A 15,664-nucleotide genomic window follows, 5' to 3' on the forward strand; every position below is an offset into this window, starting at 1 on the left:
CTACGCCGGTGCGCCGCCGGTGTTCCTGCCCTTCGGCTTGGGCAGGGCCAGCCGGATCTCCTCCCGCAACTCGCCGACCTTCGGATAGGTGGCGTACTCGGCGGTGAGCCGGTACATCTCGCGCAGCCGGTCCCAGGTGCGGCGGGAGGAGTTCGATCCCATCGCCATCAGGGCCAGCCGTGCGTACCGGTCCGCCTGTTCGGGGTCGTTCGCGATGAAGCAGGCGGAGGCCATGGACAGATGGTCGAAGATCTTCGACCGCTCGCGTCCGTCGACCCGCAGGGCCAGGGCCTTCTCCGCGTAGTGCTGGGCGTGCGCGGCCGCGTTCGGGTCGTGCTCCGCCAGCGTGCGGTACGCGAGCGCCGTCATGCCGTACAGATCCTCGTCCTTGAAGGTCTGCATCCAGTCGAGCGGCTGCGCGTCGCCGGTGTCCGAGACGAAGAGGTCCTCCGCCTGTCCGAGGGTGCGGCGCATCGCCTGGCCCTTGCCCATCGAGGCCTGGGCCCAGGCCTCGATGGTGTGGAACATCGCCTTGGTGCGCGGCTGGAGGCGGTCGCCCGCGCCGGAGTGGGCGAGCTTCATCAGGTCCAGCGCGTCGTCGGGCCGGCCCAGGTGCACCATCTGGCGCGCCGCGCGGGACAGTGCCTCCCCGGCGCGCGGCCGGTCGCCGCCCTCCCTGGCGGCGTGGGCGGCGATGACGAAGTACTTCTGGGCGGTGGGTTCCAGGCCGACGTCGTGGGACATCCAGCCGGCGAGGACGGAGAGGTTGGCGGCGACGCCCCACAGGCGCCGCTGGAGGTGGGATGGGTGGCGGTAGGCGAGCATGCCGCCCACCTCGTTGAGCTGGCCGACCACCGCCTTGCGTTGCAGCCCGCCGCCGCGGGCGGCGTCCCAGGCTCGGAACACCTCCACCGAGCGTTCGAGTTCCTCGATCTCCTGCGACCCGATGGGGGCGGCGTCGTAGCGGTCGAACCCAGCGGGGTCGGCGTGCAGGGGATGGTCGAGGGCGGGGGTTTCGGTCTTGAGTGTCGGATCGGATTGCAGCCAGTCGTGCATGGCGCTGCTGAGTGCGGAGCCCGCGGCGAGCGCGGCGCCCGCGCCCACCAAGCCGCGTCGGTTGAGCATGAGGTCCATTCCCGTGAATTCGGTGAGGACCGCGGCGGTCCGCTCGGGCGCCCACGGCACTCCGTCGGGATGTTCCGCACTCCCGTCGCCCTGCCGTTTCCCTGTACGCCCGTGCCGTACCAGACCGAGGTCCTCGATGGTCACGACACGGCCGAGACGCTCGGTGAACAGGGCCGCCAGCACCCGCGGTACGGGATCGCGCGGGATCTCTCCCATGTCGATCCAGCGCCGCACCCGAGAGGTGTCGGTCGCCAGCTGGGGGTGGCCCATGGCCGCCGCCTGCCGGTTGACCAGCCTCGCGAGTTCGCCTTTGGACCAGCCGGCCAGGCCGAACAGGTCCGCGAGACGGGTGTTGGGTTGTCCTGTCACGTCAAGCCCCCAGGTACTCGGCTGAGTTGACAGTAGCCCCGCCGCGACTTGCCGGGCGACTATTCGCCAGGGTTCGCCAGGGTGCGCCACATGGTGTGCCAGTGCGCACCGGGTGTCAGGTAGGAACGCGCCACCCCGACCCGGTCGCCGAGGGACATTCCCCAGGGTGCACCCGGGCGTCCGGGCCGGGAGCGCGCTGAAGCATCAGGCACACGAAGGGATCGGTCCCGCCACATGTATGCAGCATCGTCCTCCGTGTCCGCCCCGCCCCGGTCGCTGCGTACCCGTCAGGGCACCGGCGGCCCCCACCTCGACCCCCTGCGTCCAGCGGCCCCCGCGCTCGGTGCCGGCCGGGCGCGGCACGCCGTGGGGCCCGGCACCCAACCGCTGAGCGGGAGACTCGACTTGTCCGGCCCGCAGGGCGCGCAACTGCGCACGGCGATCGCCTCGGTGCACCGGATCTGCCCGGAGTTCTCTCCGGTGCAGGTGCTGCGCCGCAGCGGGCGGTCCGTGCTCCTGGTCGGCACCATCGGGCGCAGCACGGCTGTCGCCAAGTGCTTACTCGACCACTCCCCCGCGTGGGCGGAGCGCTACCGGCACGAAATAGCCGCATACCGCTCGTTCGTCCGGCACCGGCCGCCGGTCCGGGTGCCCCGGCTGATCGCGGCGGACCCGGACAACTGCACGCTGGTGATCGAACGGACGCCGGGGCGGGTGGCCGCCCTGCAACGGCACCCGGTGGAGGCCCCGCCCCGGGCGGACATCGGGGCCGCCCTGGGCGCGATCTGCCGGCTGAACGCCTGGCGGCCGCCGGCGGGCACGTTCGACGCCCCGCTGGACTACGCCGCCCGTATCTCCCGGTACCACGAGCTGGGTCTGCTCACCGACCGGGACCTGGGTGACCTGCAGAAGCTGCTGCACGGCATCGCGCACGCCGCGGGCCGGCAGGGCATGGGCCAGTTCTGCCACGGCGACGCGCTGCTCGCGAACGTCCTGCTCTCCCCGGCCGGTCCCGTCCTGGTGGACTGGGAGCACGCGGGCTGGTACCTGCCGGGCTACGACCTGGCGACGCTGTGGTCGGTGCTCGGGGACGCGCCGGCGGCGCGGCGACAGGTCAGCCAGCTCGCCCAGTCGGCCGGCCCGGCCACGCGGGACGCGTTCCTGGTGAACCTGATGCTCGTGCTCACCCGGGAGATCCGCACCTACGAGACGGCCGTGCAGCGCTCCATGCACGATACGGCCCCGGCGGCACCGGGCACGGCCCACCCGGGTGCTGCGCCGTCCGGCGAGGAACAGCGGCTGCTGCTGCGGCGGCTCCACGACGACTGCCAGCTGGCCCGCCGGGCCGTACGCGCAGCCGTCGGCACTCGCTGACGGGGACAACGGTCCGCGGCGCACCCATCGACCGGGTGCCCGCGGTCCCTTGTCATACCCTGACATCTCCGCCGCCCGCCTCTTCGCCCCATCCCCGGCGCGGGTCTCGTTCAGCTCTTTCGGAGTAGTGGCCGCAGGGGCCATTGGTGTAAGCCACTGACGCCGCGCAGGCCTTGGGGGTGCCGTGCAGAAACTCGCCGAGATGCCGCTTGACATGGGGAATCGCCTTGCTGTGCGCGTGATTGACGGATCGTCGGACAGCCGGTACCACTGATCCACGCCGGCCCCGCACGCCCCGCTACGCCCGAGCGCCCCTGGAGGCTGCATTGCGAGGATCCGCCATCGACCCCCGACCCATGCCGGGACGCAGAAGCGCGCGCAGCGCGGCGGGGGTCGTCGCCTCGGCGGCGCTGCTGCTGCCGCTGCTGGGCGGCACCCCGTCCGCGGGCGCCGCCACGGACGACACCGGCAGGTTGCAGCGGGCGTTCGCGTCCGCGTCCGCCGAGTACCACGTGCCGCTCAGCGTCCTGCTGGGCGTGTCCTATCTGCAGTCGCGCTGGGACGCGCACGGCGGCGCCCCGAGCGTGACCGGCGGATACGGGCCGATGCACCTGACCGACGCGCGCACCGCGCTCGCCGAAGCCCCGCACCACAGCGAGGGCACGGAGGACGCGCGCGGGGACGACGCGCGGGCGGCCCTGCACCCCGAGGCGAAGGCGCCGGCTGAATCAGCCCTGCCCGCACGGCTGAAGACGCTGCCCGAGGCGGCCGGGCTGACCGAGATCCCCGCCGCGCGGCTGCGTGAGGACGAGTCGGCGAACATCGCGGGCGGCGCGGCCCTGCTGGCGGCCGCCCAGAAGAAGCTCGGCGAACCGCTGAGCGCGGATCCGGCCGCCTGGTACGGCGCGGTGGCCCGGTTCTCCGGCGCGGACGACAGCGCGACGGCGGCGGCCTACGCCGACGACGTGTACAACGTGATCCGCTCCGGTGAGCGGCGCACCACCGATTCGGGCCAGCGGGTCGTCCTGGCCGCGCGGCCCGGCGTCGCCCCGCGCAGCTCCCAGTTGACGCTGACGGCCCTGCCGCACCGTTCGGCGGAGGGTACGGAGTGCCCGGCCTCGGTGTCCTGCGAGTGGGTCCCGGCGCCGTACGAGGAGTTCGGCGGTGACGACTACGGCAACCACGACCTGGGCGACCGGCCGAAGGCGCAGTCCATCCGGTACATCGTCATCCACGACACGGAGGGCCGCTGGGACGGCGTCCTCAATCTGGTCCAGGACCCCACCTATGTGTCCTGGAACTACACCCTGCGCTCCACCGACGGGCACATCGCCCAGCACGTGAAGGCCAAGGACGTGGCCTGGCACGCGGGCAACTGGTACATCAACGCCAAGTCGATCGGCCTGGAGCACGAAGGTTTCCTCGCCTCGCCGGACGCCTGGTACACGGAGGCGATGTACCGGTCCTCGGCGCGACTGGTGAAGTACCTCGCGGGCAAGTACGACATCCCGCTGGACCGGCAGCACATCCTCGGCCATGACACCGTGCCCGGGCCGACCACCGCGAGCATCCCGGGCATGCACACCGACCCGGGCCCCTACTGGGACTGGCGGCACTACTTCAAGCTGCTGGGCCGCCCGTTCGAGCCGTCCGCGGGCAAGAAGGGCGGCCTGGTGACGATCCGCCCCGACTACGCGACGAACCGGCCCGAGTACACGGGCTGCGTCACCAGCGGCCGGCCGTGCGCCGCGCACGGCTCCAGCGAGGTGCGGCTGTATTCGCAGCCCGACACCTCCTCGCCGCTGATCAAGGACATCGGTCTCAGGCCGGACGGCAGCCCGTCGACGATCGACGTGAACGACGTGGCCTCGCGGGTGGAGACCGGGCAGCAGTACGCGGTCGCCGGCCGGCAGGGCGACTGGACGGCGATCTGGTACCTGGGCCAGAAAGCCTGGTTCCAGAACCCGGCGAAGCAGCCGGCGGCGGTGGCCGCGGCCGGAACCGTGGTGACGCCGAAGGCCGGGCTGGGCAGCGTGCCGGTGTACGGAAGGGCCTACCCGGAGGAGGGGGCCTATCCGGCGGGCGTGCCCGTCCAGGCGGTGTCGCCGCTGCCGTACAAGCTGCTCGCGGGCCAGAAGTACGTGGTGGGCGGCCTGCAGCCGGGTGAGTACTACTACTCGGCCACCTTCACCACGGCGTCGCACCGGGTGGTGGTCGGCAAGGACATGTACTACCAGATCCAGTTCGGCCACCGGGTGGCGTTCGTGCGGGCCGCGGACGTACGGGTGGAGCCGTCGTCCCGGTAGCGGGCCGAGGTCGTCCGTCGTACGAGAACGTGAGGGGCCGGTCCCGCGGGGGCCGGCCCTTTCGCGTGGCGCCCGGTCAGCCCTGCTGGAACAGCTCCGCGGGCAGCGGCTTGAGCAGGGCGTACAGGTCGTCGGTGATCGGCCGGTCCCAGGCGGCGATGGTGACCAGGACGCCGTCGCTGCGGTCGAACTGCACGCAGGAGATACGGCTCTCGGAGAGCTTCAGCCGGCGCACGATCAGGAGGTTGTCGCCCTGGAGCACGGGCATGTCCTCGCTTCCGACGACGGTGACCTCCTCGTCGTTCTCCAGGGCCAGCAGCAGCTGCGCCACCTCGAAGGGCACCTCGCCCTCGGCGACCTCGCGGGCGACCGAGCCCTCGGGCAGATTGCCGATGATCATCGCGGTGCCGCGGCCGCCGAACAGGTCGTAACGCAGGAACACGCCCTGGCAGGTGCCGTCGGGCGCGGGCAGCAGACCGGCGCCCAGGTTGCCGGGCCAGTCGCCCGGGTCCATGGCCAGGACGTCGAAGTCGGGCCCGGCGGGCGTGGCGTTGCGGCGGCGGAGGAACGACATGCCGCCATGGTACGTGCCCCGGCCTGCCACGTGGCGTGAGGGCGGCCACCGGCCGGGGGCGGAATCACCCGGTGCCGTGCCCGCGGTGCCGCGCGTGGTGCCGGCGCGCCGCCACGGCCCGTCGGGGCTGGTCGGGAAGGCGATCAGCGGCGTGGGCGGGCACCGTTGCGTCTGCGGTGTGAGCGAGCCCCACCGTGTCTGCGGTGTGGCCCGCCTCCTCGGTCCCGGTACGGGCACGGCGGGAGTGCGGGCGGCGGGCGGGTCGGTGCCGGCGTCGCTCGGCGGGCCGGGTCGCTCGGCGTGGGCGAGAAGCCGCACGGCGGGGGTGAGGAGCGCGGGGTCGGCGGCGCGGGCGGGTCCCCCCAGCCCCCGCTCGGTTCGGTCCCGGCGGCCGGTCGGCGGGGGCGCCACGCGGGCCGTCGTGGCGGAGGTGGTCGGGACGAGGCCCGGAGCGAACCGCCGCGCGTCCCGGTGCGGCGAGTCCGGCCTCGTGCTGACGGCAGGGAAACCGGTCGCCGTGACCAGGTGATGTCGCCGTCACCCCCTTCCGCGGCGACGGCGGCAGCGACACCGCCCGAACACGGGAGCGTGCCGCGACTCCTGGTCCCCCTCGACCACGACCGCGCCCCCTGCGACAGGAACCTGTCGTACTGCCCGGTGACGGCCGGCGCCACCCCTCGACGCGACAGCGCCACCGACCGAGGACGCCGCCCTGCCGCGTCGTCCGAGCGGCCGTCGTCACTCCTCCGGCGGGGACGGGGGGATCACCGCGATCGGGCTCGCCGCGTGCAGCAGGACTGCCTGGGTGACGGAGCCCATCATGCGGGCCGGTGCCAGCAGGCGCCGACGGTGGCGGCCGACCACGACCAGTTCGGCGTCGCGGGAGGCGGCGACCAGCAGACCGGCCGCGTCGCCGGGCGCCACATGGGGCTCGGCGAGCACGTCGGGGTGGCGGGCGCGGTGCGGGGCGAGGAAGCCCTCGGCCAGGGTCCGGGTCTCACTCTCCACGGCGTCCTGGTCGACCATGAGCGTGGTGACTTCCGCCGGGGCCACCCAGGCCGGGGGCGGCCACGGGTAGGCGGCGAGCACCTGGAGCCGGGCCCCGCGCAGGGCGGCCTCCGCGAAGGCGAAATCGATCAAGGCGTCGTCGGGGCTGTCGACGTTGACGCCGACGACCACCCGTGGCCCCGGGCCGGCCTCCGTCTCGCCGTGGACCTCGCGGCCGGGCCGGGGCACCACGACGACCGGGCACTCGGCGTCGCGGGCCGCGGCCAGGCTGCTGGAGCCGAGCAGCAGGCTGGCGAAGCCGCCGCGCCCCCGTGAGCCGAGCACCAACAGCTGGGCGGTAGCGCCCAGTTCGGGCAGCAGCGCGCCCGGAAGCCCGTCAAGAGCGGCGTACTCGACCTCGGTCCCGGAGGTGCGCTCGCCCAGGTGGGCGCGTGCCCGGTCGAGCACCGGATCGCCGTCGTCGCCGGGCGGTCCGGCGACGAGGACGTCGGGCTGGGCCAGGGCCGCGTACTGACGGACGTGGACCGCCCGCAGGGGCGCCCCGCGCCGCCGGGCGGCGTCGAGGGCCCAGTCCAGGGCGCGCAGGCTGTCGTCGGAGCCGTCGACGGCGGCGACGACCGGTGGGGTGCTCATGGGTTCCTCTCCTCCGGACGGCGACCTCCCCGCGGGCCCGGCGCCGCTCGGCCGCCGGCCCCTGCGGGGCTCTCAAGGTCCCCTGTCCCCGAACACGAGGGAAACACCCCCTGTCCGCGTCCGGTCAGGTGAGATCGAACTCCCCGTGCCGCGCTTCTGACATGAACGCACCCCACTCCGCGGGTGTGAAGATCAGGGAGGGGCTTTCCGGGCTGCCGCCGTTGCGCATCGCGATGAATCCCTCGACGAAGGCGATCTGGACATCTCCCAGTCCGCCGCTGCTGGACCGCCACTGCGCGCTGCTGAGATCCAGTTCCGGCTTGTCCCATCCCGCGAGCGGGTGCTGCTGGACAGTGCTCTCGGCCACGTCCGTGCTCCTCCCCAATCGTCGTCCGCGGGTCAGCCTAGCCATCGAGTCCCGGCGTCAACAGGCCACGTGAGGGGGACTTTCAGGAGGGGCGTCAGGCCGCGTCGGGGAGCCGTGTGCGGATGTGCAGGTGGCCGTCGAGCGGATAGTCGGGCGGCGCCGCCGGCAGGAGCCCGGCCTGCGCGTAGCCGCATTTCCGCGCGACCCGGCAGGAGGCCGTGTTGTCCACCTGGTGCAGCAGCTCCAGCCGGGTCAGGCCCCGGTCCGCGAACCGGGCGAAGGCCCAGTCGGTCAGGGCCAGCAGGGCTCGGGGGGCCACTCCCCTGCCGCGCGCGTGCGCCGCGGTCCAGTAGCCCACCTCGGCGGACGGGGCACCGGGGAGGACGCCCTTGACGACGGCGTGGCCCACCAACCGCTCGCGCGCCTCGGGCCCGCCACGCTCCTCGTGCCCCTCGGGGCCCTGGGTCTCCAGGACGGCGAACGCGTAGCGGTCCCCCGTCTCCCAGTCCCGTTGCCGTTCCCGGATCCACCGGGCCGCGCCGGTCTCGTCGTCCACGGCCGGACCGGCCCAGCGGCGCAGTGTCTCGTCCCGGTAGGCCGCGACCAGGTCGGCGGCGTCCGCCGCGCACCAGGGGCGCAGGGTCAGCGCGGGGGTGCCGGGGGTGGCCTCCGCCGACGGGTACGCCGTCACCGCGCACCGAACCGGTCGCGCAGTTCCCTCTTGAGGATCTTCCCGCTGGCGTTGCGCGGCAGTTCGTCCACGAAGATCACTTCCTTGGGGGTCTTGAACGACGCCAGCTTCTCACGGGCGTGGGCGATCAGATCGGCCTCGGTGACCTCGCCGCAGGGGACGACGAACGCGGTGACGGCCTCGATCCACCGCTCGTCGGGAAGGCCGACCACGGCCGCCTCGGCGACCCGCGGGTGCGTGTACAGGACGTCCTCGACCTGGCGCGAAGCCACCAGTACGCCACCGGAGTTGATGACGTCCTTCACCCGGTCGACGACCGTGTGGTAGCCGTGCGGGTCGCGCACGGCGAGGTCGCCGGAGCGGAACCAGCCCTCGCGGAACGCCTCCGCGGTCTCCTCGGGCCTGTCCCAGTAGCCCTGGCACAACTGCGGTGAGCGGTAGACGATTTCGCCGGGTGTGCCGTCGGGGACGTCCTTGCCGTCCTCGTCGACGACGCGGGCGTCCACGAAGAGCACCGGCCGGCCGCAGGAGTCCATGCGGCCCTTGTGCTCATCGGGTCCGAGCACCATGGCCAGGGGGCCGATCTCGCTCTGGCCGAAGCAGTTGTAGAAGGCGAGTTCCGGCAGGCGTTCCCGGAGGCGCTCAAGTACCGGCACCGGCATGATCGACGCGCCGTAGTACGCCTTGCGCAGTCCGCCGAGGTCGCGGGTGGCGAAGTCGGGGCGGTTGGCCAGCCCGATCCAGACCGTGGGCGGGGCGAACAGGCTGTCCGCGCGTCCGGCCTCGATCAGGTCGAGGATCCGGTCGCCGTCGGGCGCGTCGAGGACGATGTTCGTCGCGCCCACGGCGAGGTACGGCAGCAGGAACACGTGCATCTGCGCCGAGTGGTAGAGGGGCAGCGCGTGGACGGGGCGGTCCCCCGCGCTGAGGTCGAGCGCGGTGATCGCGCTCAGGTACTCGTGGACCAGTGCCCGGTGGGTCATCATCGCGCCCTTGGGCAGGGCGGTGGTGCCCGAGGTGTACAGCAGCTGCACGAGGTCCTCGGAGCGCGGTTCGGGGCCGTCGTACGGCGGCGTGGACGGCAGCCGGGCGAGCAGCGAGTCCCCGGCGTCACGCAGGGCCAACGCCCGTGCGGTGGCCGGGAGTCGTCCGGCCAGATCCGGGTCGGTGAGGACCAGGGCGCTGCCGGACTGGCCGACGATGTACGCGAGGTCGTCGCCGGTGAGGCTCTGGTTGACGGGCACGTGCACCAGGCCCGCGCGGGCGCAGGCGAGGAAGCCGATCAGGTAGGCGTCGGAGTTGTGGCCGTAGGCGGCGACCCGGTCGCCGGGGGCGAGGCCCTGGCCGAGCAGGACGTTCGCCGCGCGGGAGACGGCGTCGTCGAGTTCGGCGTACGTCCAGGAGCGCTCGCCGTACTCGACGGCGACGCGTGCCGGGGTGCGGCGGGCGCTGCGCCGCAGGACTCCGTCGACCGTGCTGCCGTGTCCAGGCGTCATGACAGATGATCCTGGGTCCGGCGCGGCGGGAGGTCAAGAACCTTCGTGCGACCGCCCGCTCGAGGTCAGTTGACGTATCGTCAGATCGTTCCGGGAGCGCACGCACCGTTGACACGGCCTCCACTTGACACGAAAGTTTCACCGCACACGACCATCCCCGAAAGATACTTTCAGACGGTGGGCGGGAGGCCTCATGACGAGCGACGACGCGGCAGGCAGAGCAGCGGGCGGGCTGACCCGCCGCCAACTGGGCTTGGGGACAATGGCGTTGGGCGGGGCCCTCGCGCTCGCGGCCCTGCCCGCGGGCCCGGCCGCCGCCGCCCCGGCGAACGGCAGCCCCACCCTGCGGCACGGATCCCCCGAGCGGGCCGGCCTGCTCGCCGCCCCGCTGCGCCAACTCGTCGAGGACGCCGAGGCGTTCCTCGGCCCGTCCCCCACACATCCGTGGTACGCGGGTGCCGTGCTGCTCGCCGGGCGCGGCGGAACCGTGGCGCTGCACGAGCCGATCGGCATGGCGCTGCGCTACTCGGCGTACGACGAGAAGACCGACACCGCCGTGGAGCTCCCGGCGGACCGGCGGATCCCGATGACCCGGGACACCGTCTTCGACCTGGCCTCGGTCTCCAAGCTGTTCACCTCGATGCTCGCGGTGCAGGAACTCGAGCGGGGCACGCTGGAGCTGGAGGGCAGGGTCGCGTCCTACCTCCCGGAGTTCGGGCGCGCGGGCAAGCAGGACGTCACCATTCGCCAACTCCTCACCCACACCTCGGGATTCCGGGCCTGGATCCCGCTGTACAACGCGCCGACGTACGAGCGCAAACTGGAACTCGTCTGGAACGAGGCGCCGATCAACCCGCCCGGCACCGCGTACCTGTACTCGGACCTGAACATGATCTCCATGCAACTGGTCCTGGAGGCGGTCACCGGGCTCGCCCTGGACACCCTGCTGCACGAGCGGATCACCGGGCCGCTGGGTCTCGACCGCACCCGCTACAACCCGCCCGCCTCCTGGAAGCCGCGGATCGCGGCCACCGAGGACGCCCGCAAGCCCTGGTCGGGCCTGGACCGCGGTCTGGTGTGGGGCGAGGTGCACGACGAGAACGCCTTCAGCCTCGGCGGTGTGGCGGGGCACGCGGGCGTGTTCTCGTGCGCGTGGGACCTCGCGGTCCTGGCCCGTACGCTGCTCAACGGCGGCGCGTACGGGCGTACCCGCATCCTGCGGCCCGAGTCGGTGGAGTTGATGTTCACCGACTTCAACACCGCCTTCCCCGGCAACGAGCACGGCCTGGGCTTCGAGCTCCACCAGCACTGGTACATGGGCGCGATGGCCACTCCGCGCACCGCGGGGCACACCGGCTTCACGGGCACGTCGCTGGTCCTCGACCCGACCACCGACTCGTTCCTGGTCGTCCTCGGCAACTCCGTGCACCCGGTGCGCAACTGGCGCTCCGGCTCCGCTCCGCGCGTCGCCACCGGCAACGACCTGGCACGGGCCGTACCGGTCCGACCGACGCGGGGCCGCACGGCGTGGTTCTCCGGGATGGCGAACGCCACGACGGCGACTCTGGCCCTCCCCGCGCTCGACACCTCCGCGGGCGGCGCCCGGCTGCGGTGCGACCTGTGGTGGGACACCGAGCCCGGGTCGGACGTGCTCGTCCTGGAGTGCACGACGGACGGGGGCGCCACCTGGCAGCCGGTGCCGTTCACCACCACGCACCGGGGCGAGGAGCCGGAGCCGCACCCCGCGGGCACCGCCACCGGCTACTCGGGCCGGGTCTGGCACGGGCTCACGGCCGGCCTCCCGGCGGCCGGACGGCTGACCCTGCGCTGGCGGTACACGACCGACCGCCTGTACGTGGGCCGCGGCGCCTACGTCGACGCCCAGCGGGTCGAGACCGGCCGCGCCGTCCTGTTCGACGAGGCGCGCCCGGCGGACTCGGCCCGGGTCGAGGCGAAGGGCTGGACGGCCTCCGCGGACTGAGGAGATCGACACCCGGTCGACTTCGATCAATTCCAGCTTTCCCGCACTCGGAAAACCGTCGACAACGGAAATAGACCAGCATCATTCCCCTGTCTTTCTTTCAGGTTTCTTTCAGATTCCTTTCAGCTCCCCACCAGCACGGCGGCGACGGAAATAAAAGCTCACGAATACGGGCCCCATCCGCACAGCGGGCGATAATGTGAATCCGCAACCGGATGGGGGATTCCGGGTTCTGCGATCAGTCGTGGCTGCCTCAGTGACCTCTGGGTCAGGGCCGTTCCATGCCTGATTCACGTGCAACAGCGGTCGCCGGCCGCCCTTGAGGGTGTCGGCGACCGTATCGGGGGGTGAGGAACAGTGCAGTCGGACCACGGTGCGAAGGTGCGGCCGGCCGACCTTCGGGCCGCGCTCCGCGTCGCGGACCTGCTGGCCGGCGGGCCCGCCGCGCGCGACACGGAACAGGACGGCGAGCGGGGCGACCGGCCGGCGCCGCCCGACCGGTACGCGGTGGCGCGGCTCCTGTCCGCGGCGGCCCCGCCGCCCGCCTGGCGGTCCGCCTGGGAGGACGTGCTCGCCCAGGAACGCGCCAGGCGGTCACGGGCGGGCCTGGGATGGGCGCTCACCCGCCTGGCCTCCGGCGACTTCCCGGCCCTGGACGTCCTGGAGGTCGGCTGTGAGCGGCTGCGCCTGAACCGGCTGGCCTACGCCCCCGGCGCGACCGGTCCGGAGCTGATCCGGCTGGCCGAGACGTCCTGGACGGAACTGGCACCCGTGTCCGCGGTGCTCCCGCAGGAGCGGCCGAGCCGCCTGTTCCTGCTCGCCGGCGGTGCGGACGGCACCGCGGGCGGGGTGGGCGCCTCCCTGCGGAACTCCCTGGCCGCCTTCGCGAGGAGCACGCACCGCGACGCGACGGAGCCGCTCGTGCTCGCCGTCAGGGCCGCCGGCTGGCACCCCCTGGAGCGGGCGGCCGAGGCGGTTCGGGCACAGTCGGGTGCGCTGCTGTGCCTGCGGCTGCCCGCGCACTGGCCCCTGGCACCGGAGGACCTGACGGCCGAACTGCCGCTGCGCACCACGGTGTGGCTCGCCGCCGCCCATGTCGACGGCGCCTCGGGGACGGTGGACCTGGTGCGCCGGCCGCTGTTCCCCGCGGGCAGCCGCGCGGACGACCGCACCGCCGCGGGACCCGTCGTACGGGTGCCGGTCACCGCGCCGCCGCCCGGTGCGACCACCGGCGAGAGCGTCGCCGCCGTCGTCTGCGCCGGGCGGGACGAACCCGCGTCCCGGTGGCGCTCACTGCGCATCGACCGGCTCGAACTGCCGCCCGGCTCCCGGACCACGCTGTCCTACACCCTGCACGGAAGAAGCCGGGTGGAACTGGGCTACGACGGCCACCACGAACCCGAGACCTCCCCCTGGACCGCGCTGGCCTCCAGCACCCCCCGGCAGCTCTCCCGGCCCTGCCCGGTCGACCTGATGGTCGCCGTGGAGGTCTCCGGTCCGCAGGCCGACGGGGGCACCGCGGTCGAGGAGCGCCTCCAGGAGGCCGCGGCCGTCGTCACCGCCGTACAGGACGCCGTCGGCGGCGAGGACACGCTCCGGGTGGGTCTGATCGGCTACCGCGACCACGACCCGCTCCACCGGCCGCGCGACCACGACCCCGTCGCGCACCGGGTGGGGATGTCGGCGGCGCCGGACGCGGCACGGACGCTGGAGTCCTGGCGCCCCTGCCCCCTGCGGCACGACTTCGCCACCGGGCTGGAGCACGTGCCCGGGGAACTGCCCGGGTGGCGCCACCAGTGGCGCACCGACAGCCACCGGGTGCTGCTCGTGGTCGGCTCCCGGCCGCCGCACCCGCGAGCCCGCCCGCCCCAGGTGCTGCGGCGCGGCGCCCCCGTACGCATCTGCCCCGACCGGCTGGACTGGCAGGCCGAACTGGACGCGGCACGCCGCCACGAGGGCGTCGCCTGCGTGGCGGTCGTGGACGAACCGGCCTGGATGGACGAGCTGGTGGGCGAACCCCACCTGGCGCACTGGGCCGACCACGCCTGGGGCGCGTTCGGCACCGAGGGGCGGTTCATCGCGGGGCACGACCCGCGGCAGATCGCCGCCGCCGTCGCCGCACCCGCGCTGTGCCTGCCCCAGGACGGCGCGCCGATCCGGCTCGTCGTCGCCGACGGCACGGCCGCCGACTGGCAGCACGCCGTGGCCGGCTGACGAGGACCTCACCCACACATCGGTGCGCGCGCACGCGCGGACCGGACCACCACCGTGCGGCGGACGACGTCCGCCGCCCGTCAAGCGGGAGCACATCCATGGTCGACGACGACGCGCGGTCCGAGCGCGCCAAGGACGCCGAACCGGATCGCAGGCAACAGGACCGGGAACAGGGGCCGTTGGACGTCCTGGGCCGGTCCACCCTCGTCGGGGGCCTCGCCGCCCTGCCCCCACCGCCGACCGCCGCCCCGCCCGCCGGATCCGCGGCCGGCACCGGGACCGCGCCCCCTCGCCCCCGTCCGGGAGACCCGGGCGCGCGGAAGGACCGGGCGCGCCCGTCCACCGCGCCCGCGCCCCGGTCCGCGCCGGAGGACGAGGCGCTGCCCAGCATCTTCCTGGAGAAGCTGGACGAGCCGGCCGCGCCCGCACGCGCCGACAAACCCGCCAAGCCCGCCAAGTCCGGCCGGAAGGGGGCCGCGGAGCAGCGCGAGAAGCAGGACGCGACCCCGCAGGAGCCGGAGGACCGGACCTCCTCGCCCGAGTCGACGATCACCCTCTGGGGCGGTATGCAGAGCGGCAAGTCCACGCTGCTGGCCGCCCTCTCCCGGGCCGTGCAGGACCCGCTGTACGGAAAATGGACCATCTATCCGGACGACCACGCCTCCCAGAAGTTCCTGGGCGACCTGGCGCGTCTCCTGTACCGCGAGCGCAAGTTCCCCAACGCGACGCTGACCGAGCAGCGCCCGGTCCGCTTCACCCTGGCCGGGGACCTCACCGGGACCCGCTTCTCCCGCGCCGGACGCAGACTCTTCCGGCGCGGCGGCGACCGCGGACGCGACCTGACGGAGTTCAAGGTCACCGTCCGCGACCTGCCCGGGGAGGCGTTCGACCTGCGCTCGCAGACCGGGGCCGCCTACGGAAGCAGACTGATCAAGGACCTCGGCGCCTCGCGGGCCATGGTCTACGTGGTCGATCCCGTCCGCGAATGGCAGGTCAACGGCGACGACGGACCGGTGACCAAGGACGCCCGGCAGAACGCGGACTTCTTCACCGACGTCCTCGGCGGGGTGGCCACCGAGATCAACATGCGCCGTGAGCGCCAGGGCAACTTCCTGCCGCACAGCATCGCCGTCTGCCTGGCGAAGTTCGACGACGACCGGGTCTTCCGCTTCGCCTGCGAGCAGGGCAACGTCCGGGTCAACCCCCGTACCGGACAACCCGAGGTCATGGACGCCAAGCGGCTGTTCGACGGGTTGTGCCACGCGTTCCCGCACGGCAGCCTGCACGAGATCCGGCAGCAGATCGAGCAGTTCTTCGCACCCGAGCGGGTCGGCTACTTCGTCTGCTCCGCCGTCGGTTTCTGGGTCGACCCCGACCGGGGGTTCGACTTCGAGAACCCGTACCTGATCAACCACGTCGAGGACAGCGTGCGTTTCGTGGCGCCGCCCAGGCCCGTCAACGTCCTCGAACCGTTCCTCTTCCTGCGGGGCTTCGGCCCGACGCAGTCCTGATCCGGCACCGAACAC

General features: G+C 73.3%; 11 protein-coding genes. 5 read left to right on the forward strand and 6 right to left on the reverse strand.

The window, feature by feature from the left end; all coding sequences use genetic code 11:
* Positions 1-1,494 (reverse strand): hypothetical protein, encoded by a 1,494-nt coding sequence (locus tag ACFY3J_RS13305; protein WP_384179903.1) that lies wholly within the window; start codon positions 1,492-1,494, stop codon positions 1-3.
* Between the two features lie 234 nt (positions 1,495-1,728).
* Between ACFY3J_RS13305 and ACFY3J_RS13310 the strand changes: the two genes are divergently transcribed.
* Complete coding sequence (locus ACFY3J_RS13310) at positions 1,729-2,868, forward strand: aminoglycoside phosphotransferase family protein (protein ID WP_384179901.1); 1,140 nt, start codon at positions 1,729-1,731, stop codon at positions 2,866-2,868.
* Between the two features lie 326 nt (positions 2,869-3,194).
* Positions 3,195-5,174, forward strand: coding sequence for an N-acetylmuramoyl-L-alanine amidase (locus tag ACFY3J_RS13315; RefSeq protein WP_384179899.1), 1,980 nt, complete (start codon positions 3,195-3,197; stop codon positions 5,172-5,174).
* Between the two features lie 76 nt (positions 5,175-5,250).
* On the opposite strand, the gene ACFY3J_RS13320 is transcribed toward ACFY3J_RS13315, so the two are convergent.
* The 5 genes from ACFY3J_RS13320 to ACFY3J_RS13340 form a co-directional block, all read right to left on the reverse strand.
* Positions 5,251-5,748 (reverse strand): hypothetical protein, encoded by a 498-nt coding sequence (locus ACFY3J_RS13320; RefSeq protein WP_141364343.1) that lies wholly within the window; start codon positions 5,746-5,748, stop codon positions 5,251-5,253.
* Positions 5,749-6,486: 738 nt separating this feature from the next.
* A complete protein-coding gene (locus tag ACFY3J_RS13325; RefSeq protein ID WP_384179897.1) occupies positions 6,487-7,389 on the reverse strand; it encodes a universal stress protein in 903 nt (300 codons plus the stop codon).
* Positions 7,390-7,513: 124 nt separating this feature from the next.
* Positions 7,514-7,756 carry a DUF397 domain-containing protein gene (locus ACFY3J_RS13330; protein ID WP_384179895.1) on the reverse strand — a complete coding sequence of 81 codons (243 nt, stop codon included), beginning with the start codon at positions 7,754-7,756 and terminating at the stop codon, positions 7,514-7,516.
* A 94-nt stretch (positions 7,757-7,850) separates the two neighbouring features.
* Positions 7,851-8,447, reverse strand: a complete 597-nt coding sequence (locus ACFY3J_RS13335; protein ID WP_384179893.1) for a GNAT family N-acetyltransferase — start codon at positions 8,445-8,447, stop codon at positions 7,851-7,853.
* Positions 8,444-9,943 carry an acyl-CoA synthetase gene (locus ACFY3J_RS13340; RefSeq protein ID WP_384179891.1) on the reverse strand — a complete coding sequence of 500 codons (1,500 nt, stop codon included), beginning with the start codon at positions 9,941-9,943 and terminating at the stop codon, positions 8,444-8,446. The genes ACFY3J_RS13335 and ACFY3J_RS13340 overlap by 4 nt, the downstream gene beginning before the upstream one ends.
* A gap of 193 nt (positions 9,944-10,136) precedes the next feature.
* Here ACFY3J_RS13340 and ACFY3J_RS13345 point away from each other — a divergent pair, with 193 nt between their 5' ends.
* The 3 genes from ACFY3J_RS13345 (at position 10,137) to ACFY3J_RS13355 (ending at position 15,649) form a co-directional block, all read left to right on the forward strand.
* The gene (locus ACFY3J_RS13345; RefSeq protein ID WP_384179889.1) at positions 10,137-11,924 is read left to right on the forward strand and encodes a serine hydrolase; all 1,788 of its coding nucleotides are present in this window, start codon (positions 10,137-10,139) and stop codon (positions 11,922-11,924) included.
* 357 nt (positions 11,925-12,281) lie between these two features.
* Complete coding sequence (locus tag ACFY3J_RS13350) at positions 12,282-14,138, forward strand: hypothetical protein (protein ID WP_384179887.1); 1,857 nt, start codon at positions 12,282-12,284, stop codon at positions 14,136-14,138.
* A gap of 98 nt (positions 14,139-14,236) precedes the next feature.
* Entirely contained in the window at positions 14,237-15,649 is a 1,413-nt protein-coding gene (locus tag ACFY3J_RS13355; RefSeq protein WP_390840874.1) for a hypothetical protein, read from the forward strand.
* The last annotated feature ends 15 nt before the right edge of the window (positions 15,650-15,664 follow it).

Source organism: Streptomyces sp. NPDC001231, from assembly GCF_042896885.1.
In the GTDB taxonomy this organism is placed as follows: Bacteria; Actinomycetota; Actinomycetes; order Streptomycetales; family Streptomycetaceae; genus Streptomyces.

Coding starts and splice junctions, on each gene's coding strand:
- ACFY3J_RS13325 (WP_384179897.1), bottom strand. CDS start 7,389: ATGAGCACCCCACCGGTCGTCGCCGCCGTCGACGGCTCCGACGACAGC.
- ACFY3J_RS13355 (WP_390840874.1), top strand. CDS start 14,237: ATGGTCGACGACGACGCGCGGTCCGAGCGCGCCAAGGACGCCGAACCG.
- ACFY3J_RS13345 (WP_384179889.1), top strand. CDS start 10,137: ATGACGAGCGACGACGCGGCAGGCAGAGCAGCGGGCGGGCTGACCCGC.
- ACFY3J_RS13340 (WP_384179891.1), bottom strand. CDS start 9,943: ATGACGCCTGGACACGGCAGCACGGTCGACGGAGTCCTGCGGCGCAGC.
- ACFY3J_RS13310 (WP_384179901.1), top strand. CDS start 1,729: ATGTATGCAGCATCGTCCTCCGTGTCCGCCCCGCCCCGGTCGCTGCGT.
- ACFY3J_RS13320 (WP_141364343.1), bottom strand. CDS start 5,748: ATGTCGTTCCTCCGCCGCCGCAACGCCACGCCCGCCGGGCCCGACTTC.